The sequence below is a fragment of the Burkholderia lata genome, from assembly GCF_902499025.1.
Classification (GTDB): Bacteria; Pseudomonadota; Gammaproteobacteria; order Burkholderiales; family Burkholderiaceae; genus Burkholderia; species Burkholderia lata_C.
The window spans coordinates 89,124-110,649 of sequence record NZ_CABVPW010000014.1 but is presented as its reverse complement, the minus strand read 5'-3'; the positions used below and the strand labels follow the sequence as shown (position 1 = coordinate 110,649).

General features: G+C 68.3%; 20 protein-coding genes. 11 read left to right on the top strand and 9 right to left on the bottom strand.

The genetic code is table 11. The annotated features are described in order from the left end of the window. The first annotated feature begins 63 nt into the window (after positions 1 to 63). Both BDI24065_RS16265 and BDI24065_RS16260 read left to right on the top strand, forming a co-directional pair. Positions 64 to 432 (top strand): hypothetical protein, encoded by a 369-nt coding sequence (locus tag BDI24065_RS16265; RefSeq protein WP_175032134.1) that lies wholly within the window; start codon positions 64 to 66, stop codon positions 430 to 432. Between the two features lie 88 nt (positions 433 to 520). Next, on the top strand, positions 521 to 1,138 hold the full coding sequence (locus BDI24065_RS16260; RefSeq protein WP_175015147.1) for a glutathione S-transferase family protein: 618 nt from the start codon (positions 521 to 523) through the stop codon (positions 1,136 to 1,138). A 130-nt stretch (positions 1,139 to 1,268) separates the two neighbouring features. Here the strand turns inward: BDI24065_RS16260 and BDI24065_RS16255 are convergent, their stop codons facing one another. The 4 genes from BDI24065_RS16255 to BDI24065_RS16240 all read right to left on the bottom strand — a co-directional run bounded on the left by BDI24065_RS16255 (position 1,269) and on the right by BDI24065_RS16240 (position 5,311). Next, positions 1,269 to 1,991 carry an HAD family hydrolase gene (locus BDI24065_RS16255; RefSeq protein ID WP_175032133.1) on the bottom strand — a complete coding sequence of 241 codons (723 nt, stop codon included), beginning with the start codon at positions 1,989 to 1,991 and terminating at the stop codon, positions 1,269 to 1,271. 20 nt (positions 1,992 to 2,011) lie between these two features. Then, positions 2,012 to 2,983 (bottom strand): ornithine cyclodeaminase family protein, encoded by a 972-nt coding sequence (locus tag BDI24065_RS16250; RefSeq protein WP_175032195.1) that lies wholly within the window; start codon positions 2,981 to 2,983, stop codon positions 2,012 to 2,014. 109 nt (positions 2,984 to 3,092) lie between these two features. Then, the gene (locus tag BDI24065_RS16245) at positions 3,093 to 4,223 is read right to left on the bottom strand and encodes a DSD1 family PLP-dependent enzyme (protein WP_175032132.1); all 1,131 of its coding nucleotides are present in this window, start codon (positions 4,221 to 4,223) and stop codon (positions 3,093 to 3,095) included. A gap of 128 nt (positions 4,224 to 4,351) precedes the next feature. Next, positions 4,352 to 5,311 carry a LysR family transcriptional regulator gene (locus tag BDI24065_RS16240; protein ID WP_438820015.1) on the bottom strand — a complete coding sequence of 320 codons (960 nt, stop codon included), beginning with the start codon at positions 5,309 to 5,311 and terminating at the stop codon, positions 4,352 to 4,354. A 129-nt stretch (positions 5,312 to 5,440) separates the two neighbouring features. Between BDI24065_RS16240 and BDI24065_RS16235 the strand changes: the two genes are divergently transcribed. The 3 genes from BDI24065_RS16235 (at position 5,441) to BDI24065_RS16225 (ending at position 9,143) form a co-directional block, all read left to right on the top strand. Then, a complete protein-coding gene (locus tag BDI24065_RS16235; protein ID WP_175015144.1) occupies positions 5,441 to 6,316 on the top strand; it encodes a LysR substrate-binding domain-containing protein in 876 nt (291 codons plus the stop codon). A gap of 222 nt (positions 6,317 to 6,538) precedes the next feature. Further along, entirely contained in the window at positions 6,539 to 7,681 is a 1,143-nt protein-coding gene (psrA, locus tag BDI24065_RS16230; RefSeq protein WP_175032130.1) for an iron-containing alcohol dehydrogenase PsrA, read from the top strand. Between the two features lie 16 nt (positions 7,682 to 7,697). After that, a complete protein-coding gene (locus BDI24065_RS16225; RefSeq protein ID WP_175032129.1) occupies positions 7,698 to 9,143 on the top strand; it encodes an MFS transporter in 1,446 nt (481 codons plus the stop codon). 29 nt (positions 9,144 to 9,172) lie between these two features. Here BDI24065_RS16225 and BDI24065_RS16220 read toward each other — a convergent pair whose 3' ends face one another. Continuing rightward, complete coding sequence (locus BDI24065_RS16220; RefSeq protein WP_175032128.1) at positions 9,173 to 10,087, bottom strand: NAD(P)/FAD-dependent oxidoreductase; 915 nt, start codon at positions 10,085 to 10,087, stop codon at positions 9,173 to 9,175. Between the two features lie 146 nt (positions 10,088 to 10,233). Between BDI24065_RS16220 and BDI24065_RS16215 the strand changes: the two genes are divergently transcribed. The 4 genes from BDI24065_RS16215 (at position 10,234) to BDI24065_RS16200 (ending at position 16,106) form a co-directional block, all read left to right on the top strand. After that, positions 10,234 to 10,674, top strand: coding sequence for an RrF2 family transcriptional regulator (locus BDI24065_RS16215; RefSeq protein WP_175032127.1), 441 nt, complete (start codon positions 10,234 to 10,236; stop codon positions 10,672 to 10,674). A 250-nt stretch (positions 10,675 to 10,924) separates the two neighbouring features. Beyond that, on the top strand, positions 10,925 to 11,518 hold the full coding sequence (locus BDI24065_RS16210; RefSeq protein ID WP_175032126.1) for a DUF2760 domain-containing protein: 594 nt from the start codon (positions 10,925 to 10,927) through the stop codon (positions 11,516 to 11,518). After that, complete coding sequence (locus BDI24065_RS16205) at positions 11,515 to 13,356, top strand: Hsp70 family protein (RefSeq protein ID WP_175032125.1); 1,842 nt, start codon at positions 11,515 to 11,517, stop codon at positions 13,354 to 13,356. The genes BDI24065_RS16210 and BDI24065_RS16205 overlap by 4 nt, the downstream gene beginning before the upstream one ends. 5 nt (positions 13,357 to 13,361) lie before the next feature. Then, positions 13,362 to 16,106 (top strand): Hsp70 family protein, encoded by a 2,745-nt coding sequence (locus BDI24065_RS16200; RefSeq protein WP_175032124.1) that lies wholly within the window; start codon positions 13,362 to 13,364, stop codon positions 16,104 to 16,106. Positions 16,107 to 16,195: 89 nt separating this feature from the next. On the opposite strand, the gene ctlX is transcribed toward BDI24065_RS16200, so the two are convergent. Next, complete coding sequence (gene ctlX, locus BDI24065_RS16195; RefSeq protein WP_175032123.1) at positions 16,196 to 17,200, bottom strand: citrulline utilization hydrolase CtlX; 1,005 nt, start codon at positions 17,198 to 17,200, stop codon at positions 16,196 to 16,198. A gap of 59 nt (positions 17,201 to 17,259) precedes the next feature. Then, positions 17,260 to 18,339 carry an ornithine cyclodeaminase gene (locus tag BDI24065_RS16190; RefSeq protein ID WP_175032122.1) on the bottom strand — a complete coding sequence of 360 codons (1,080 nt, stop codon included), beginning with the start codon at positions 18,337 to 18,339 and terminating at the stop codon, positions 17,260 to 17,262. Between the two features lie 398 nt (positions 18,340 to 18,737). On the opposite strand from BDI24065_RS16190, the gene BDI24065_RS16185 reads away from it, so the two are divergent. Together BDI24065_RS16185 and BDI24065_RS16180 are read left to right on the top strand one after the other, a co-directional pair. Further along, positions 18,738 to 19,169, top strand: coding sequence for an Lrp/AsnC family transcriptional regulator (locus tag BDI24065_RS16185; RefSeq protein WP_006479718.1), 432 nt, complete (start codon positions 18,738 to 18,740; stop codon positions 19,167 to 19,169). A 567-nt stretch (positions 19,170 to 19,736) separates the two neighbouring features. Next, complete coding sequence (locus tag BDI24065_RS16180; RefSeq protein ID WP_254609777.1) at positions 19,737 to 20,279, top strand: methyltransferase family protein; 543 nt, start codon at positions 19,737 to 19,739, stop codon at positions 20,277 to 20,279. 107 nt (positions 20,280 to 20,386) lie between these two features. Here the strand turns inward: BDI24065_RS16180 and BDI24065_RS16175 are convergent, their stop codons facing one another. Together BDI24065_RS16175 and BDI24065_RS16170 are read right to left on the bottom strand one after the other, a co-directional pair. Continuing rightward, positions 20,387 to 20,980, bottom strand: coding sequence for a peroxidase-related enzyme (locus tag BDI24065_RS16175; RefSeq protein ID WP_175032120.1), 594 nt, complete (start codon positions 20,978 to 20,980; stop codon positions 20,387 to 20,389). Next, positions 20,977 to 21,507 (bottom strand): CMD domain-containing protein, encoded by a 531-nt coding sequence (locus tag BDI24065_RS16170; RefSeq protein WP_175032119.1) that lies wholly within the window; start codon positions 21,505 to 21,507, stop codon positions 20,977 to 20,979. Before BDI24065_RS16170 ends, BDI24065_RS16175 begins: the two co-directional genes overlap by 4 nt. Positions 21,508 to 21,526 lie beyond the last annotated feature (19 nt).

The following is a 21,526-nucleotide window of genomic DNA, read 5'->3' as shown; positions in this document are numbered from 1 at the left end:
TCAACCTATCTTGTCAAGGTCGAGGCGCGGCAGCCCGTCGCGTCCGTCACCGAAGGGGACAGCATGAGTGCTCAACAGCAGTTGTATCTCGCGGTTTTTCTCGGGACCAAGGATAGCCCGGCGATGAAGGCCTGGATGGCGATGCCGGAAGAGGAGCGGCACACGCGCGAGCGCGACGGCATCGCCGCATGGCATGCGTGGGTCGACCGGCATCGCGACGCGATCGTCGAGATGGGCGGGCCGCTCGGCAAGACGAAGACCATCGATGCCGCCGGCGTCACGGACACGGCGAACGCGATGAGCGGCTTCACCGTCGTGCGGGCGGCGTCGCACGACGCGGCGGCCGCGCTGTTCGAAGGCCATCCGCATTTCACGCTGTTCCCGGGCGTGGCGATCGACGTGATGCCGGTGCTGGCGATTCCCGGCGCGTGAACGCCGAGCGAGGCCACGCGTCGCGTATCGGCGATGCGCCGTGGCCGGCAGGCGGACGTTTTCCCGACATTCTGGATGGAGACTGGCGATGAAGCTTTACGGATTTGCCGGCACCCGCTCGCAACGCGCGCTGTGGGGGCTGAAGGAGCTGGATGCCGATTTCGAGTTCGTCTCGGTGAACCTGCTCCAGGGCGAGCACAAGCGGCCCGAATTCCTGCGCCTCAATCCGGCCGGCAAGGTGCCCGTGCTGGTGGACGGCGACCTCGTGATTCCCGAGTCGGCCGCGATCGTGCTGTATCTCGCGGACAAGTACCCGGAGAAGGCGCTGCTGCCGGTCGATCCGGCGCTGCGGGCCGAGGCTTACCGGTGGGTGATGTTCGCGGTGACGGAGCTCGAGCAGCCGCTGTGGCGGATCACGCGGCATTCGTTCATCTATCCGCCGGAGAAGCGCTCGCCGGCCGACATCGAACTGGCGCGCGAGGATTTCAGGACGATGGCCGCGATCCTCGACAAGCATCTGGAAGGGCGCGAGTTCATCGTCGGCGACACGCTGACGGTGGCCGATTGCGTGACGGCCTACCTGATCGACTGGGCGGGCGAGTGCAACCTGATCGAATCGTTCCCGCAGCTGCGCGCGTACCTCGAACGGTTGTATGCGCGGCCGAAGGCGCCGCAGCGGATCGCGGACGCGCGCAAGGCGGCGTGAACGTGCGGCGGCCGGTCATGCGCTGCATCGGCGTGGCCGACCGCTACGTTTGAGCAGTCGGCGAGCGGCAGTCGCGCCGCAATCATGGTGGTGGTGAAACGTGCGTCGCGAACGCGGCGCACGCAGGTGCTCACGCCACGTCGTCAGGCCCGCCGAGCATGCGACACAGCATCGACAGGTCGCTGAGCGTCAGGTGCGTCGTCGCGGCCTGTTTCTGCACACGCTCCGCTTCCGGATGCGTATCGCGCACCACCCAGGCTGCCTGAAGCCCTGCGTTCAATGCGCCGACGACATCGAGGTGATAATCGTCGCCGACATGCAGCAGTTCCGCCGGCTGCACATCGAGGGCCTCGGCTGCCGCATGAAATATCCCGGGCTCCGGCTTCGCGACCCCGAACGCCTGCGCGCTGAGCGTCGCACGAAAGAACTCGCCGCCGCCGGTCAGCCGCAGATCCGCGTTGCCGTTGGTCACCGCGATCAACGGAAACCGCGCGCTCAACCACGCGAGCGCCGGCAATGCATCGTCATAGAATTCGACCCGGTTGCGCGCGGCATAGAAGGCTGCGTACGCACGATCGGTGAGCGCGACATCTTCGTTCGCGCGCTCCAGCGCAAGCCTGATCGAACCGATTCTCATCGCCCGGAAATCGCCGGCGAGATCGGGGCACAATCGTTCGTATTCCTCACGCAAGTCGCTCAGCGCCTGCTGCGTGGGCAGCACACGCTCGGTACCGGGCGCGTGCTCGATCAGCCACGTGCGAAGCGTCGCTTCGGCGCGGATGACGGACGGGCCGAACGGCCACAGGGTGTCGTCCAGGTCGAACGAGACGGCGGAAACTTGGGTGAGACGCATGGCGGATAAGGGTGAGTCGTTTACCACGGCCACGGAATGGACGTTCCGGTGCCGTTTTCAAGGGCCTGCCGATACAGGAAGCGTGCGACGGTCAGGTCCTGCAGCGCGAGCCCGGTCATGTCGAAGACGGTGATCTCGTGCGGCGCGCGGTCGACCGTCGCGGTTCCGGCGAGGATGTCACCGATTTCCGTGCGTGGCAAATCCGGCGCCCACTGGCACTCGCCGATGCGGCGGGCCTGGTCGTGATCGTCCACGACGATGCGCGCGCGTTCCAGCACGCCTGCCGGCAGCTCGCGCTTGCCGGCGGTGTCGGTGCCCACGCAGGTCAGGTGAGTGCCCGGCTGCACCGCCTCCGCATCGAACAGCGGGCCGCCGCCGGGCGTTGCCGTGATGACCACGTCGCTATTGGCCACCGCGTCGTTCCGGTCGCGCGCCACGCCGATCGCGCATCGTTCCCGGAAGGCCGCTTCGAACGCCGGGTCAGGCTCGCCGCTGACGTTCACGTATTGCACCGTGCACCGTTGCGGCAGCAGCCCGAGCGCGTAGTCGAGCTGGACGCGCGCCTGCACGCCGGTGCCGAACACGCAGATTCGCGTGCTGTCGCGACGCGCGAGCCGTTGCAGCCCGAGGCCGCCGGCGGCGCCGGTTCGCGCGGTGGTGATCGCATTGCCGTCCATGATGCACAGCGGGCGGCCCGTGGCCGGGTCGAACAGCGCGACGGTGGCCTGATGCGGTTCGCCGCCGAGCGTCCGGTTGCCGGGCCAGAACCCGGCCGCCTTGAAACCGAGCAGATCCTGGCACGCGACGTCGCCCGACTTGATGCCGAACACGCCGCCGGTGTGCAGTTTCTCGCGGACCACCGGGAACACGCGTCCGGCGCGTTGACTATGCAGCACGAAGGCTTCGCGAACCGCCGCCGTCACTTGCGCGGCCTGGAGGGCGGGCTCGACGGCATCGCGGTCGAGAAGCAGGAGTCGGGCGTCGGTCGGCATGTTCGGGCAAGCGCCTTCGGCGCAAGGTAAATCGGAATTGTTTAAAGTTTGTCCAGATTTGGACAAATAGTCAATTACTCGGTGAGGCGGCGCGGGTGCGCGGGTTGGATCACCACCCGTAGAAGCGCGGCCATGTCTGCGTGCCGCCGTCTTCGCCGATCGCCTGATACTCGGGATGTTGCGCACCGGTGGCGCACGCGTGATTCGGCAGGATGCGCAGGCGGGTGCCGATCGGAAACCGTTGCGCGATGCCGGCGTCGGGCGAGCCCGCGCGCGACACGATCCCGTGCTCCTGGTTGGCAGCGCTCATCACGTAGTCGCCGAGCACGTCGCCGTGTTCGGTGCAGACCTGCCCGTAGCCGAAGTCGTGCACCTGACGCTGCGTGCCGCGGTCGCGGCTCATCGCCATCCAGCCTGCGTCGACGATCGCCCAGCCTTTCTCTTCCTGATGCCCGATGACGGTGGTCAGCACCGACAGCGCGATGTCAGACAGGTCGCACACGCCGATGTTGTGCATCACGAGGTCGAACATCACGTACACACCGGCGCGAACCTCGGTGACGCCTTCGAGGTGTTCCGCCGCGAGGGCGGTGGGCGTCGAACCGATGCTCACGACCGGGCAGGGCAGCCCGGCAGCCCGGAGGCGCTCCGCCGCGCGCACGGTGCGGCTGCGTTCCTGCTCGGCGATCGCCGCCAGCGCGTCGGGCGTGCTGTATTCGTAGCTGGAACCCGCGTGTGCCAGTACCCCGCCGAGCACCATCCCGCCGTCGACCAGTGCGCGGCCCACGTCGATCAGCAGGTCGGCGTCGGGCGGGATCCCGGAGCGGTGGCCGTCGACGTCGACCTCGATCCACACGTCGAAGCGCTCGCCGTGCGCGCGCCCGAATTCGGCGATCGCGTGCGCGGCCGGCAGGCTGTCGGCGACCAGCTTCAGGTCGCAACCCTGCCGGCGCAGCGCGAGCGCCTGGCCCAGCTTCGCGGGCACCATGCCGACTGCGTAGACGATGTCCCGGATTCCGTGCGCGAAGAACTGTTCGGCTTCCTTGAGCGTCGACACCGTGATGCCCTGCGCGCCGGCTGCGAGCTGGGCATCGACGACGTGCGTGCACTTGGTGGTCTTGACGTGCGGCCGGAACCTGACGCCGAGTGCGTCCAGATGCGCCTGCATGCGGCCGATGTTGTGCCGCATGCGGCCGGCGTCGATCAGGGCGGCCGGGGTGTTGAGGGATTGAAGGTCCACGATGCGTTGCCTCGGAGGGTTGCCGATGCGAACACTGTAGGGCCGTCAATGAGTCTCGTGTTTAACGCATCGCTAATCCGGCATTAAAGGCGGTTTAATCAACCGGATCGTGTGGATTCTGGCGAGACTCATGCATGGCCGCGCCATGGCGGCGGGCTGAGAAACCGCGTCGCGGCTTCGAGAAACACCCGTTGCCGCGCGGAACGGCCGGTGCGCGACGGCAGCAGCGCCGTCACCGGCGCGGGCGGCAGGTGCCAGTCGGGCAGCAACCGGACGAGCTTGCCGTTCGCCAGCAGCGGCGCGACGTCCCACTCGGAGCGCTCGACGATCCCGAGCCCGGCCAGCGCCCATTCCGTGATGACGGTGCCGTCGTTCGACGACAGCGCGCCGGTGACGCGGATCACGACGGACCGGCGCGGTTCGCCCTTGACGTCGCCGCCTTGCGAGAAGCGCCAGCGCGGGATGTCCTCGTCGTTCTCGCGCAGGCACAGGCAGTCGTAGCGGGCGAGGTCGGATGGATGATTCAATTCCTTGATGCGCCGTGCATAGGCCGGGCTCGCGCACAGAAAGCGCTCGTTGGGCGCGAGCGGATACCCGATCCACGACGACGACTTGAGGCTGCCGACGTGAACGACCACGTCGGCGCCCGACGCGCTGGTCAACGGGCTCTCCGACAGGTGGAGCGCGATGTCGAGCTTCGGATGCGCGCGTTGCACGTCGCGCACGATCCGCGCGACGTACTTGCGGCCGAAGCCGAGCGGGGCGACGACGCGCAGCGTGCCGCGCACGTCGCCGTGGTCGCCCGAGATGCTGACCGGCAGCGCCTCCACGCGCTCGAGAATGTCGACGGCTTCCTGGTACAGCCGTTGCCCTTCGTCGGTCAACGCGATCCCTTTCGGCTGCCGCACGGCGAGCCGGGCGTTCAATCGCGCTTCCATCCGCTGCAGCCGAATCGTGACCGCGGGCGGCGTGAGATCGAGCAGACGCGCGGCCGAGGCCAGCGAGCGCGACGTGCCGATCGCGCGGACGAGTCGAAGGTCGTCGAGGTCGAGCATTTCATGTCTCTTAATGCTGATGATGCGGGGCATTAAACCGCATATCACGCGTCGTGGCCATCGAGGCGGCGGGAACGCGCGTGTCACATTCGACCGATACATTGGATTTCCCGATGCCTCCCGGCATTTGGCACGAAATTCCCGATCGACCGCCTGACCCCCATGACCCTGACCCAGCTTCGCAGCTTCATCGCCGTCGTCCAGCACGGCGGCTTCACTGCGGCCGCCCGCGCGCTGTCCACCAGCCAGACGACGATCACGTCGCAGATCCAGACCCTCGAACAGGAGCACGGCGTCGAGCTGTTCCACCGGCGCGGGCGGCGCGTCGAACTGTCGGCGGTCGGCCTCGAATTCCTGCCGATCGCGCGCCGCATCTGCAGCGACGAGACCGATGCCGCCGCGCTGCTGCGCGACAGCGGCGCGTTGCAGCGCGGTTCGCTGAAGATCGGCGCGGTCGGCCCGTTCCACGTGACCGAGATGATCGAGGCGTATCACGCGCTGCATCCGCACATGCACCTGTCGGTTGCGCTCGGCAATTCGGAAACGGTGCTGCGCGATCTCGACCAGTACGTCTGCGACGTCGGGGTGGTGGCCCGTGCGTTCGAGGACGCGCGTTACTTCACGCAGCGCTACGCGAGCTTTCCGGTGATCGCGTTCGTGCGGACGACGCATCCGTTCGCGAAGCGCGACGCGATCACGCTGCGTGAGTTGGCCGGCGAGCCGCTGCTGATGCGCGAACCGGGCTCGACCACGCGCCGCGCGCTCGAAGATGCGATGGAGGCCGCCGGCCTGACGCCGCGTATCGCGATGGACATCGGCAGCCGCGAGGCGCTGCGCGAGGCCGTCGCGCGCGGGCTCGGCGTCGGCACGGTGTCGAAGGCCGAATACGTGCCGGATGCGCGGCTGCGGCCGTTGCGCATCGACGGCGATCCGGTCGAGACCCATATCCACGTGTGCTGCCTGAGCGAGCGGCGCGAGAGCCGGCTGGTCGCGTCGTTTTTCGATGCGGTGGCGCGGTGCCGGCCGCTCGATGCATGAAGGCGGCCGGTTGCGCACCGGCCCGCGGCGGCGATCGATCGAAAATTTCGGTCGATCCATAGCCGATAACCGGGATTTTCGATCACGAACGCGTCATCGCGGGTGCCTAACCTGCTGCTCAACCCCATTCGATCCAGGTGCGAGCATGAATTTCGATGATCCTTTACCCCATGACATGATTCGTCATGCTGATGATTGTGCAATGCGTGCGGGAGCCGCGGCATGAGCGGCTGGCGCTTTCACAATCCCGTGCGGATCCGCTTCGGTGTCGACGCACTGGCCGGCGCGAGCGATGCGCTCGCCGGCCGCAGCTACGCGATCGTCACCTATCCCGATGCGGTGTTCGCGCAGCTCGCCGACCGGCTCGAAGCGCAGCTCGGGCCGGCGCTCACGCGGATCGACTGTGTCGAGGCGAACCCGTCGGTGCCGATGTTGCGGCGCGCGTGCGATCAGCTCGCCGCGCTGCCCGGCAAGCCGGACGTGCTGATCGCGCTCGGCGGCGGCTCGGTGATCGATTCGGCGAAAGTGCTCGCCGCCGAACACGGCGACTTCGATCGCGTGCTGCGCATCCTGTCCGGCAATACCGACGCCGGTCGCGACGATGCGGCGCGCCCCGCGCTGCCGATCGTCGCGATCCCGACCACGGCCGGTACCGGCAGCGAAGTGACGCACTGGGCGACCGTCTGGGATCCGCACAACGCGCGCAAGCTGTCGCTGTCGCGGCCCGACCTCTATCCGGAAACGGTGATCGTCGATCCGTGCCTGATGGTCGGCCTGCCGATGCAGCCGACGCTCGCGAGCGGCCTCGACGCACTGTCGCACGCGCTCGAAAGCATCTGGAACATCCATGCGAACCCCGTCACGCGCGGCCTCGCGGTGCAGGCGGCGCGCGAACTGATCGGCGGCCTCTGCCGCGTGAACGCGCATCCCGACGATCTCGGCGCGCGCAGCGACATGGCGCTCGGTGCGCTGCGCGCAGGGCTCGCGTTTTCGAATACGCACACGGCGCTCGCGCACAACATTTCCTATGCGATCACGCTGACGCGCGGCGTCGCGCACGGGATCGCGTGCTCGTTCTGCCTGCCGGCGGTGATGCAGGCGGCGCTCGGCGTCGACGACGCCTGTGACGCCGCACTGCGCGAGATCTTCGGCGACATCGCGTCGGCGCCCGCGCAGCTCGCCGCGCTGCTCGACACGCTCGGCGTCGCGCGCCACCCGGCCGCATACGGGATCGACGCGCACGAATGGGCGCGGATCGTGGATCACGCATTCGACGGCGCGCGCGGCCGCAACTTCATCGGCACGCGCGCGCGCTTTCCGCATCTGGACTTCAGCCCGGAGCAGCCCGAACGGGCGCTTCACTGACGAGGAGCCACTCATCATGAAATCGTCTCACCCGATCGAAACGGACGCGCTCGCGCGTCTGGACAACCTGCCGTGGACGCGCTTCCACACGCTGATGCTGGTCGCGCTCGGCGTCGGCTGGGCGCTCGACTCGTTCGAAACCAACATCATCGGCAGCGTGTTCGGCGTGCTCAAGTCGCATTGGCACCTGAGCGCGGCACAGGGCTCGCTCGCGGTCAGCATCTGGGTGTTCGGGATGCTGGTCGGCGCGATCGCGTTCGGCTATCTCGCCGACCGCTACGGCCGCAAGCGGCTGTTTCTCGCGACGCTGCTCTGGTACGCGTTCTTCAGCGTGGCAACCGTGCTGTCGTGGAACTACGAGTCGTTCCTGTTCTTCCGCGCGATGACGGCGCTGGCCGTCGGCGGCGAATACTCGGCGGTGACCGCGACGATGGGCGAATTCATTCCGAAGCGCCATCGCGGCCGCACCGACGCGCTGATCCTGTCGGGCTTTCCGGTCGGCGCGCTGCTGTCGGCGGCGGTGTCGTATCTCGTGCTGAACCAGTTGCCGGCCGAGTGGGCGTGGCGCGTGGGCTTCGGCCTCGGCACGACGATGGCGCTGGTGTTCTTCTGGATTCGCCGCGTGATTCCGGAGTCGCCGCGCTGGCTGATCCAGCAGGGGCGCGTGGCGGAAGCCGACGCGATCGTCGAGCAGGTCGTCGCGAGCGCCGCGCGCGATCCGCGTGCGCAGGCCGATCGCGCACTGCTGACGAAACGCTATGCGCCGACCCGTTTCGCGCATCAGGCGCCCGCGTTCTGGCGCAACGTCGGCGAACTGTTCGGCGCGTATCGTGCGCGCTGCGCGCTGGCCGGTGCGCTGAACTTTTCGCAGGCGGCCGTCGTGTACGGCGTGCTGTCGCTGATGGCGCTCGTGATCCTGCCGTACATGAAGGTACCGTCGACGGACATGCCGCTCTACTACATGATCGGCAACGCGGCGGCGCTCGCGGGTGGCATCGTCGCGGCGGTGCTCGTCGAGGCGTGGGGGCGGCGTGCGTCGCTGTTCGTGAGCTACACGTTCACCGTCGCGGCGATCGTGTTCATCTACGCGATGCACGCGCTGCCCGGCATGGTGCTCGGTTACTGCCTGATCCAGTTCGGCGTCACATGGGCGTACATCTCGGGCTACGTCGTGTCGTCCGAGATCCTGCCGACGCGGATTCGCGCGACCGGGCTCGGCGTATCGGTCGCGATCGGCCGGCTCGGCGCGGTGATCGCGCCGCTGATGCTGACCAACGTCTATGCGATGTCCGGCTCGCCGTCGGCCGCGCTGGTCGTGTTGCTCGTGCTCGCGTTGCCGGGTCCGCTCGCGGCCGGCCTGTGGTGGCTCAACGGGCGCGAAACGCGGCGGATTTCGCTCGAGGAATGCAGCACGGAAGGCGACGTGCAGCCGGCGGTGGATGCCGCGCCGCGCGTGGCATGACATCGTCTTGCAGCGGGCTGCATGCCGGCTTATGCGTGCAGCCCCCAGATCAGCGACCGGTGCGCGGCCACCCCGGCCATCACGCCCGACGCCGACGCGAACGTCGCATTGGTCATCGGTGTCGACGCATCGCCGGCCGCGAACACGCCGGCGACGCTCGTCTGCTTCATTGCATCGACGCGCACGACCGGGCCGAGTGGCCCGTCGTCGAATGCGCAGCCGAGCTGCTGCGCGAGATCGCTCGCCATCGCCGTACGCGCGCCGACGAACAGCGCATCGATCGGCACGACCTGCCCGTCGGCGAGCCGCAATGCGTCGATCCGCGGCGCATCGCCGAGGATTTCAGCAACGGGCGACCGTTCGATGCGCACGCTACGCGCATTGAGCAACGCGGCTTCTTCTTCATTTGCTTCGACTACACCCTGCGTGAACCACGTCGTCGGGCCCCAGTCCGGAATCAGGATCGCCTGATGCACGGACAGCGGATGCGAGGCCAACACGCCGAGCCGCTGGCCGCTCACCTCGTACCCGTGGCAATACGGGCAATGCAGCACGCTGACGCCCCAGCGCTCGGCGAGCCCCGGCAGCGCGGGCAACTCGTCCCGGATACCTGTCGCGAGAATCAAGCGGTCGGCGCTCGCACGGCTGCCGTCGGCGAGCGTCACGTGGAAGCGGCCGTCCGCATCGCGTTCGGCCGTGCGCACGTCACCGGTGATCCGCTGTACGGTCGGATACGCGGCGAGCTGCGCGGCGGCCTCCTCGACGATCTGCGCGGGCGGTTTGCCGTCCTGCCCGAAAAAGCCGTGCGCGTGCACGGCAAAGCGGTTGCGCGGCCGGCCGGCGTCGATCACGAGCACGCGGCGGCGCGCCCGCGCCAGCTGCATCGCGGCCGACAGCCCCGCAAAGCTGCCGCCGATCACGATCACTTCATGATGGTCATGCATGCCCCCACTCCTTTCCTGAACCTGTGTAAATGACGGACGTGTTCCGATGACGGCCAACCCAACTCATGAAACACGAGAAGTTGCATGATAGGGCGATGGTATGATTCACGCAACTTCAAAAGTTTCGAGAAAGAGGGGCGCCGCCCGTGAGAACCGATAGCCGCTTGTCGCGCATGCTGCATGCGCTGATCCACATGGATCAGGTCGACGGCCCGATGACGTCCGAAGCGATCGCGACGATGCTGTGCACGAATCCGGTGGTCGTGCGGCGCCTGCTCGGCGGCCTGCGCGATTGCGGCTACGTGCAGTCGGAGAAGGGGCATGGCGGCGGCTGGGTGTTGAGCGTTGCGCTCGACGACATCACGCTGCTCGATGTCTATCGCGCGGTGGGCGAGCCGCCGCTGTTCTCCGATCTGGTGACCGACGACGAGGCCGAGTGCCTGGTCGAGCAGGCCGTCAACGCGCATCTGTCGGCCACGCTGAAGGAGGCCGAGACGACGCTGCTCGCCCGCTTCGGCGAAGTCACGCTCGGCATGCTGTCGCGCGATTTCGAAGCGAAGGCGCCGCGGCGGCGCAAGCCGCGCTGACGCACCGCAGCATCGCGGCCGGGCGTCGCCAACGAGCGCGCCGACGCGGCCGAAACTGCTGCGCCGCGATGTTCTGTCCCCCAACTTCTGCCCGGTTCGCCCGCCACAGGGCAAAATACGGGTTTTCCGCACCCGAGAGGGCGCGATCGAATCACGCGCCGGGCGGCGGCAGTGCGCAATCCGCACGCCGCCGCCGGGCGCCCAGGCAAGATTGCTCGCCGTGTCGCGAGCCCACAGGAGTCCAGACCCCATGCCCGAATCCAACCTGTCCTTCTTCGGCCGGCTGTCGCTTGCCGTCGGCACGTTCTTCTCCGTGCTCGGCAATCGCGAGTTCGCGGCCGGCGTGCTGCGCGTGCGCGACGGCGCCCCGGCACCGGTCGCACCGGCGCCCGCCGCGGCACCGGCACCGGCCCCGGCACCCGCCGCCGCGCCCGTGAAGGCGCCGGCGCCCGAGCTGCACGAGGCGAGCCCGCAGGCCGCCCTGCAACTGCTCGGCCTGCTGCAGCGCGATGCGCGCTTCATCGACTTCGTCGAGGAAGACATCGCCGGCTACGCGGACGCCGATATCGGCGCGGCCGCGCGCCTCGTGCACGACGGCTGCCGTGCCGCGCTGCGCGAGCACTTCACGATCGTGCCGGTGCGCGACGAAGCCGAAGGCAGCCGCGTGACGCTGCCGGCCGGCTTCGACGCGACAGCCGTGCGCGTGACGGGCAACGTGGTCGGCTCCGCGCCGTTCACGGGCACCGTCAGCCATCGCGGCTGGCGCGTGGCCGACGTGCGCCTGCCGAAGCTGACGGGCAGCCACGACGCCTCGGTGGTCGCACCGGCGGAGGTGGAACTGTGAGCGATCCGCGCTATTCCATCGGTATCGATCTCGGTACGACCCATTGCGCGCTGTCGTATGTCGACAGCGCCGCGAGCGACGGCGAAACCATCACGCAGCAGGTGCTGCCGATCGCGCAGCTCACCGCGCCCGGCGCGCTGGAGTCGCGCGACCTGCTGCCGTCGTTCCTCTATCTTCCGCATGAAAGCGAACTCACGCAGGGCGACCTGACGCTGCCGTGGACGGCCTCGCGCGCGTTCGCGGTCGGCGAGATGGCGCGCACCCGCGGCGCCGGCACGCCGATCCGCCTCGTGTCGAGCGCGAAGAGCTGGCTGTGCCACCCGGGCGTCGACCGCCGCGCGGCGATCCTGCCGAGCGATGCACCGCCGGAAGTGTCGCGCGTGTCGCCGCTGGAAAGCTCGATCCGCTACCTGACGCACCTGCGCGAAGCGTGGGACCACACGCATCCCGACGCGCCGTTTGCCGACCAGGACGTGACGGTCACGATCCCCGCGTCGTTCGACCCGGCCGCGCGCGAACTGACGGCCGAGGCCGCGCGCGCCGCCGGCTACTCGCGGATGACGCTGCTCGAAGAGCCGCAGGCCGCGCTGTACAGCTGGATCCAGAAGAGCCAGGGCGGCTGGCGCAAGCAGGTGCAGGTCGGCGACCTGATCCTGTGCGTCGACGTCGGCGGCGGCACGACCGACCTGTCGCTGATCGCGGTGGTCGAGCGCGAAGGCAATCTCGAGCTGCATCGCGTGGCGGTCGGCGAGCACATCCTGCTCGGCGGCGACAACATGGACCTCGCGCTCGCGCACATCGTGGCGCGCAAGCTCGCGCAGCAGGGCACGCAGGCCGACCCGTGGCAACTGCGCGCGCTCACCTACGCATGCCGTTCCGCGAAGGAAACGCTGCTGTCCGACCCGACGACCGACGCGGTGCCGCTCGTCGTGCCGAGCCGCGGCTCGAAGCTGATCGGCGGGTCGATCCGCACGGAGCTGACGCGTGCGGAACTCACGCAGACGATTCTCGAAGGCTTCTTCCCGCAAGTCGACGCGGCCGCGCGCCCGGTGAGCCGCGCGCGCGTCGGCCTGACGCAGCTCGGCCTGCCGTATGCGCAGGACGCGGGCATCACGCGCCATCTCGCGGCGTTCCTCGGCCGCCAGGTCGCGGCGCTCGACTCGCTCGAAGGCGTGCAGCGCACGCTGCCGCAGGGTGCGACGTTCCTGCATCCGACCGCCGTGCTGTTCAACGGCGGCGTGTTCAAGTCGACGCTGCTCACGCAGCGTGTGCTCGATACGCTCAACAGCTGGCTCGCCGCCGAAGGCGCGCCGCCCGCGCGCCTGCTGGAAGGCGCGGATCTCGATCTCGCGGTCGCACGCGGCGCCGCGTATTACGGCTACGTGAAGCGCGGCCGCGGCGTGCGCATTCGCGGCGGTACGGCGCGTGCGTACTACGTCGCGATCGAATCGGCGATGCCCGCGGTGCCGGGGCTTGAACCGCCGGTGCAGGCGCTGTGCGTCGCGCCGTTCGGGATGGAGGAAGGTTCGGATGCGGCGCTGCCGCCGCAGGAGTTCGGCCTCGTCGTCGGCGAACCGGTGCAGTTCCGCTTCTTCGGTTCGTCGGTGCGCCGCCAGGATCAGGTCGGCACGCTGCTCGACTACTGGTCGCCGGAAGAGCTGCAGGAACTGGAAGAAATCCAGGCGACGCTGCCCGCCGAAGGGCGCACGGTCGGCGAGGTCGTGCCGGTGAAGCTGCATGCGCGCGTGACCGAAGCCGGCACGCTCGAGCTCGAGGCGATCCCGAGCGGCACGAACGAGCGCTGGAAGGTCGAGTTCGACGTGCGCGGCGCCGCCTGAGCGCGATGAAGCGCTATACGGTCGGGATCGACCTCGGCACGAGCAATACGGTCGTCGCATACGTCGAGGCCGGTTTCGACGCGATCCGCGTGTTCGACGTCGAGCAGCTGGTCGGCCCCGGCGCGGTGGCCGCGCAGCCGCTGCTGCCGTCGGTGCGCTATCACCCGGCGGCGGGCGAGCTGCCGCCGGACACGCTGCGGCTGCCGTGGGCGGCCCATGCGAAAGCGAACGCGGCCGGTGCGACGCCGGCCGTGATCGGCCGCTACGCGCGCACGCTCGGCGCGCAGGTGCCGGGCCGGCTCGTCACGAGCGCCAAGAGCTGGCTGTCGCACGCGTCGGTCGACCGGCTCGCGGCGATCCTGCCGTGGGGCGCGGCCGACGGCGTCGACAAGGTGTCGCCGGTCGACGCGAGCGCGAGTTATCTCGCACACGTGCGCGACGCGTGGGACGCGCGCTTTCCCGATGCGCCGCTCGCGAAGCAGGACGTGATCCTGACGGTGCCCGCGTCGTTCGACGATGGGGCGCGCGCACTGACGGTCGAAGCCGCGCGGCGCGCGAAGCTGCCCGCGCTGCGGCTGCTGGAAGAGCCGCAGGCTGCGTTCTACGATTGGCTGTACGGCCAGCGCGATACGCTGCGCGACACGTTTGCCGCCGCGCGGCGCGTGCTGATCTGCGACGTCGGCGGCGGCACGACCGACCTCACGCTCGTCGATGTCGCGCCGGGCGACGACGGCGAGCCGACTTTCACGCGCGTCGGCGTCGGCAATCACCTGATGCTCGGCGGCGACAACATGGACCTCGCGCTCGCGCGCCTGGTCGAGTCTCGGCTGACCGAGCCCGGCACGCGGCTGTCCGCCGCGAGCCTGTCGCAGCTCGTCGAGCGCTGTCGTGCGGCGAAGGAGCGGCTGCTCGGTGACGATGCGCCCGAATCCGTCAACGTCACGCTGCTCGGCGCGGGCAGCAAGCTCGTCGGCGGCGCGCGTTCGGCCGAGCTGACGCGGCAGGAAGTCGAGCAGATCGTCGTCGACGGTTTCTTCCCGCAGGTCGAAGCCGGCGAGCTGCCGCGCCGTGCGCGCGCCGCGATCGTCGAATTCGGGCTGCCTTATGCGAGCGACGCGGCCGTCACGCGGCACGTCGCCGCGTTCCTGAATCGTCATGCGGAAGGCCCGCTGCCCGACACGCTGCTGCTCAACGGCGGCGTGTTCCGCGCGGGCGCGCTTGCCGGCCGTCTCGCGCAGACGCTCGGCGCGTGGCGCGGTGCGCCGCTCGACGTGCTGCACAACGCGCATCCGGACGTCGCGGTCGCGCGCGGCGCGGTGGCCTACGGGCTCGCGCGCGCCGGGCATGCGCCGCGCATCGGCGGCGGGTCCGCGCGCAGCTATTTCCTCGTGCTCGACGATGGTGCCGAAGGCGCAGCCGCACGTGGCGTCTGCCTGCTGCCGCGCGGTGCGGAGGAGGGCCACGAGATCCGGCTCGACGATCGCACGTTCGCGCTGCAACTCGGGCAGCCGGTGCGTTTCCACCTCGTGTCGACGGTGGCCGAAACTGCGTACCAACCCGGCGACCTCGTCGATCTCGACGGCGGCGATTTCGTGCGGCTGCCGCCGATTGCGACGGTCGTCGATGCGAAAGCGGGCAGCGACGCGCGCGAAACGCCAGTGAAGCTCACCGCGTCGCTGACCGAAGTCGGCACGCTCGAAATGCACTGCATCGCAACCGACGATGCATCGCGCCGCTGGCGGCTCGAATTCCAGTTGCGCGGCGATGCGCCTGCGCAGGGCGATGACGCCGCGCTCGCGCGGCATCCGCGTCTCGACCAGGCGATCGAACTGATCGAGCGCTCGTTCGGCAGCAAGGCCGCCGGCGTCACGCCGAAAGACACGCGCCGGCTGCGCGCGCAGCTCGAACAGGTGCTCGGTGCGCGTGAAGAATGGGACGTCGCGCTTGCGCGCGAACTGTTCGATGCGCTGCTCGCGCGCGCCCGGCGGCGCCGGCGCTCGGCCGATCACGAACGTGCGTGGCTGAACCTCGCCGGCTATTGCCTGCGTCCGGGCTTCGGCCATCCGCTCGACGCATGGCGCGTCGAGCAGCTGTGGCCGCTGTTCGACGACGGGATTCAGTATGTGACCGACGCTCAGGTGTGGTCCGAGTGGTGGACGTTGTGGCGGCGCGTGGCCGGTGGCCTCGACGACGACGCGCAGACCCAGGTGCGCGACGCGATCGCATTCCTCGAACCGACCGATGACAAGCGGCGCAAGCTGCCGTTCGATCCGGGCAAGGTTGGCCCGGCCGACATGACGCGTCTGTCCGCGTCGCTCGAACGGCTGCCCGTCGAGCGCAAGGTCGAGCTGGCCGAGCGCCTGAGCGCGCAACTGCAGAAGCCGGGCGAGCGTGCGCTGTGTGCATGGGCGCTTGGGCGCATCGGTGCGCGCCGGCCGTTCTACGGCAGCGCGCACAGTGTCGTGCCGGCGGAAGTCGTCGATGGCTGGCTGGATGCGCTGTTTGCGCTCGACTGGAAACAGGTCGAGCCGGCCGCATTCGCGGCTGCGCAGATTGCGCGGATGACCGGAGACCGTTCGCGCGACCTGCCGGACGACACGCGCGAGGCCGTGATCAAGCGCTTGTCCGCCGCGAATGCGTCGGCAGCGTGGATCGACATGGTGCGCGAGGCGATCGCGTTCGACGAAGCCGATACGGTGCGGGTGTTCGGCGAAACGCTGCCGGCGGGGTTGAAGCTGCTGGCCGGGTGACGGAAGTCACGGAACGGATGCTTCGACCTCGTTCGCAGGACGAAGCATCCGGTTGTGCCGGTCAGTACGAGGCGTAACCGCCGTTTCCTTCAGGCATGCGACACAGCTTCGCGTTGCCGTTCCACCGATTCGATGTTCGACGTATCGCGCGCGGTCGAACGCCGCGCGAGATGAATCCCCGCCAGCATGCAGCGCACCGATCCACCGGCCAGTTCGATCGTCGGCACGTCGAGCGGCAGCAGGCGCGCGGAACGCTCGATCGTCGCGCGCTGCACCGGCGTGAGGCAGTCGTACGCGCGCCGCGACAGCGCGAGCACGCGGCCCTCCGTCCCCGACAATTCCAGCGTATTACCCGCGAAGTTCGCGATCTGCGATGCATCGAGCGCGATCACCGTGCGCCCCGTTTCGGCCAGCCGTTGCGCGATTTCTTCTCGACGGCGGCTGTCGGCGATGAGTTCGAGGCCGACCATCGCGAACTCGGTCGCGACGCTCATCATCACGTTCGTGTGATAGATCGGCCGCCCGTCGGCATCGGCCGTATCGAAGCAGATCGGCTCGAAATTGAAGTTCGTGCAGAAGCGTTCGAGCGCGACCGGATCGGCGCGGCGCGAACGCGCGGTGTACGCGATCCGCGCGACGTGGTCGAGCACCATCGCGCCGGTGCCTTCGAGGAACACGTCGTCGTATTCGAGCCCGGAATAGTCGATGACGTCCTGCACGCGATACTCGGCCTTCAGCATCTCGACGATATCGGCGCGCCGCTCGCGGCGCCGGTTCGCGCTGAACATCGGATACAGCGCGACGTGGCCGCCCGGATGCGTGGAGAACCAGTTGTTCGGGAACACGGAGTCGGGCGTGTCGCGCTCGCCGTGGTCGTCGAACACGTGCACGCGCACGCCTGCGTCGGCGAGCGTCTGTGCGGCGGCCGTGACTTCGTCGCGCGCGGCGGCCGACACGGATGCCGCACCGGGCGCGCCGTCGGCGCCGGACGTGCGCTGGAACGCGTTGTCGGCCGCGGTCTGCGGGTTCGGCAGGAAGCGGTGCGGCCGGATCATCACGACGGCGGCCGGCGCCTGGATCGATACGAGATTCATGGAAGGCAGGAGCGAAAGGCAAGGGGCCGGGCGGCGCACGGGCCGCCCGGGGATGACGGTCAGCGCGCGAACGCGGCGACGGCTTCGGTCACGTACGCCGCATGACCCTGTGCGATCGCGGCCGGATCGTCGATCAGCGCGAACAGGTTCTTCGGGTCGACGGCCGGCGGAATCAGCGCGATCTCGACGCCCGCGTTGTGCTGCTGCGCGAGCGCATACAGGTAGCGCAGCGCCGAGTAATCCTCGAGCGCGAAGCCGACCGAGTCGAACACCGTGACTTCGTCCGCGCGTTCGCGGCCGGTCGTCTCGCCTTGCAGCACACGCCACAGCTCGGTGACGGGGAAGTCGGCCGGCATCTGCTGGATCTCGCCTTCGATGCGCGACTGCGGCTCGAATTCGACGAACACGCGGCCCGCATGCAGCACACCCGCTTCGAGTTCGGTCTTGCCCGGGCAATCGCCGCCCACGGCGTTCAGGTGCATGCCGGGCTCGATCATGTCGGCCGTGACGATCGTCGCGTACGCCTTGTCGGCGGTGACGGTCGTCACGATGTCGGCGCCGCGCACGGCATCGGCGGTCGATGCGGCGCGCACGACGCGCAAATCCGGGTACGCGGCGAGGTTCTGCACGAGCTTGTCGGTCGCGTGCGGATCGACGTCGAACACGCGGATTTCGTCGATGCCGAGCAGCGTGTGGAACGCGATCGCCTGGAATTCGCTTTGCGCGCCGTTGCCGATCAGCGCCATCGTGCGCGAATCGGGGCGGGCGAGTACCTGTGCGGCGAGCACCGACGTGGCGGCCGTGCGCAGCGCGGTGGTCAGCGTGAGTTCGGCGAGCAGCAGCGGGTAGCCGGTATCGACTTCGGCGAGCGCGCCGAACGCCATCACCGTGTGCATCCCGCGCGCGGCGTTGACGGGGTGGCCGTTCACGTACTTGAACGCGAACAGCGATGCGTTCGCGACGGGCATCAGTTCGATCACGCCGTCGCGCGAGTGGCACGCGACGCGCGGCGACTTGTCGAAGTCGGCCCAGTGCAGGTAATCGGCGCGCAGTGTGTCGACGAGCTCGCGGAGGAACGTCGTGACGCCGGTCCTGGCGATCAGTCGGGCGGTGGCGGGAACGTCGAGGAAGCGGGTCATAAGTTTGTCTCCTGTCGACCCGAGTTCGCGCTTTAGCGCTTACTCGGGTCCCATGCCTTGTGCGGTCGACCCGAGTTCGCGCTTTAGCGCTTACTCGGGTCCCATGCTTTGCAATTACTCAGTGCCGGTACGGGTGTCCCTGGCGTTCTGGTCGACCGGGCGGTGCTTCGGCGCGCGTCCCGGCTTCCTGGAAAGCGGCGGCGCGGCCCATCTCGCCGGTCGATAGCGTCATTATTTCGGTGAGTCGAGCCAACAAAAAGACGGCAAAAGTGGCAGATTTATCGATAGACTTGGCAAATTGCCAGCCAGATCCGGCAGTTTGATCAGTTTCCGCTGGTCGGAATGCACAGCCTCCGGCACGCTGGCAGCCGGTTCACGTTCAACAGGAAGGCCCGCTCATGATCACGCTCGACGACGTCGACCGGCAGCTCATCGCGCTGCTGCGCGACAACGCGCGATTGCCCGTCGTCGCACTGGCGAAGGAATTGCGCGTCGCGCGCGCGACCGTGCAGAACCGGCTGACGCGGCTGGAGAAGAACGGCGTGATCGTCGGCTATACGGTGCGGCTCAAGCCGGCGGCGGAACGGCACCGGATCCGCGCGCTGATGTCGATCGCCGTGCAGGGCAATCGCGGCGCGGAAGTTGTGAAGGTGCTGCGCGGGCATCCGAACGTCGCGTCGATCCACAGCACCAACGGGCGCTGGGATCTCGTCGCCGAGCTGCATGCCGATTCGCTCGAGCACTTCGATCGCGTGCTCGGCGCGATCCGGCTGATCGACGGGATCGCGAATACCGAGACGAGTATTCTGCTGTCGACGCACAAGGCGTGATGCGGGCGGGGCCGCGCTGACCGCGTTGCTGCCAAACGGCCCGGCCGCGGCCGCGGATGGATGGGCCACGTAGCGGCTGCGAATCGAAGCGGTCGGCGCGACATGTGCCGTGGCGCGCCGTTGTCCGATTTCCAGTTCGATCGCGGCATGGCGTGCCGAAAGCGGGCCGGTTTCACCCGGTGTACCCGCCAATCGTTTGCCGCACGACGGAGATGATCGTGTCGGCGCGACATGTGCCGCGTCGCGCCATCTCGCTTCGGCATCCCTGGTTGACCAATGCCTCGGGAATTACGCTAATTAACGTCAGAAAGTCAACGCTTCGGCCCTCGTGAGTCGTTTAGGCATGCTAGTCTGAAACGGTAATACACGGTAATACAACAAGCCCTCAATAAATTACAGATCAATAACATGGCACAGGGGATACAGGATGCAGGGGGACAGGGCACGTGCACGCCAGGTACGCCGGCAGACCACGCTACGACGACAAAAGAGGAAGCGGAGCGGATCAGTCTGATCGAGCTTGGCGCTCGCGCGTGTTCGGTGACGGTGCTGGGCGTGTTTGCCTACATGATCTATCTGCAGTGGCGATTGAATCCAGGCCGGATCACGCTGATCCTGCTGCTGTTCTCCGCAGTACTGACCGTCGGATTCTCGGCTTTCGCAAAATTGCCGAGACGGCGCGACTGGCATCCCGTCGCGGTGTGCTTGTCTGTTGGTGGTTCGTTCTATTGCCTCGCCTATCAGCTGACCGCCAGTAGCCAACTGATTCCGGAGTGGGCCGGGGGCGGCCTTCAAATTGTCGGGATTGCGTGGCAATTGTTCGCAAAGCTGTCGCTGGGGCGCTCATTCGGCCTGCTGCCGGCGAACCGCGGGGTCGTCTCGAGCGGTGCGTACCGCTTCGTGCGTCACCCGATCTATGCCGGTTACCTGTTGTCCGAAATCGGTTTCCTGCTCACCAACTTCGGTACCCGAAACCTGGTCACGATCAGCGCGTGGATGCTGTTGCAGATCGGGAGAATCCTGCTGGAGGAACACGTGTTGTCGGAAGACGCGGATTATCGTGCGTACAAGACGCAGGTTCGATATCGCCTGATTCCGGGCGTGTTCTGACGGGCATACCGGACGCTCGCCATTCCCGGCCGTGGGTGACGCGCATGAGCGTGAGTGCCGGCGCAGCGTTGCGCGCCGGTTCTCGTCAGGTCAGCCGCCCGGCATGGTCAGGCGCTGGCCGCCGGCTCCGGAAACACCGGTTCACCCAGCGTCAGCATCAACCGGTTCGCCCACGCGAAGATCGCGACCGCGTGCGACAGGTCGAGAATCTCCTCATGCGCCAGCCCTTCGGCTTCCAGCGCGGCGATATCGTTTGCGTCGACCGTATCCGGCCGTTCCGTCAGCGCAATCGCGTAGCGGACGATCGCGCGTTCGCGCGCCGTCGTGCCGGCCGTCGCCGGATCGTCGAATACCTGCTCGATCGCGTCGGTGCGTTTCGCGAGCTGTGCGAAGCGCTGTGCATGCACGGACGCGCAATACACACAGCCATTCACGCGCGATACGGCCGTGCTCGCCAGCTCGCGCTCCGCGCGCGACAGCCCGCCCGGGCCGTACATGATCGCGTTGAATACGCCCGAACGTTGCCGCAGGATTTCGGGAAGATGGACGAGCAGCAGGTAATAGTCGGACGTCTTCGCGTGCGGGTGGCTCGCGTCGAGCACGGCAAGCTGATCGGGCGTCGCGGCATCGAGTGCAACGGTGTCGAGCCACGCACGCCAGCCGAGCGTGTCGGACGTGAAGCCGTGGGCGGTCGTCGTCATGCGGCCTCCGTGGCGGCACGTGCCTGAAGCGCTTGCGCGGCAGCGGCGACGCGCAACTGATACGCGACGAACGCCACGAGCTGCGACAGCGCGACGATCGCGGGCGTCGTCAGCCCGGCCGTCTTCAGCGCGTCGAGGTCGGACGGGCGCGCATCGACAGGGGCGAGCGTCAGCAAGCGTGCATGCGCGAGGGTCGCTCCGACGCGGCGAGGCAGCGCGTCGAATGCCTCGGCGTCCGCCCGTGCGATCTCGTCGAGCGTGCCGCCCGCGTCGACCAGTCGTGCACGATAAGCCTCGGCCAATGCATGCGCGTTCGACTTTTGCGCGACATACCGTGCGGCGTGAAGTCGTTCGATCAACGAAAGATCGGGCAACGCGGGATCGAACAGCGCCGCTTCGCTCAGTCGCGTATGAAGCCGCACCTTGTCGCGCGCGCGGCGCAGCGCGGCGACCGCATCGCCGTCGCGCAGGCCGGCTACCGCATCGATCGTGTCCGGCGCCTCGGCCGGTGTAATGGATTCAGTCATCGTCTCGGGTTTCCTTCGT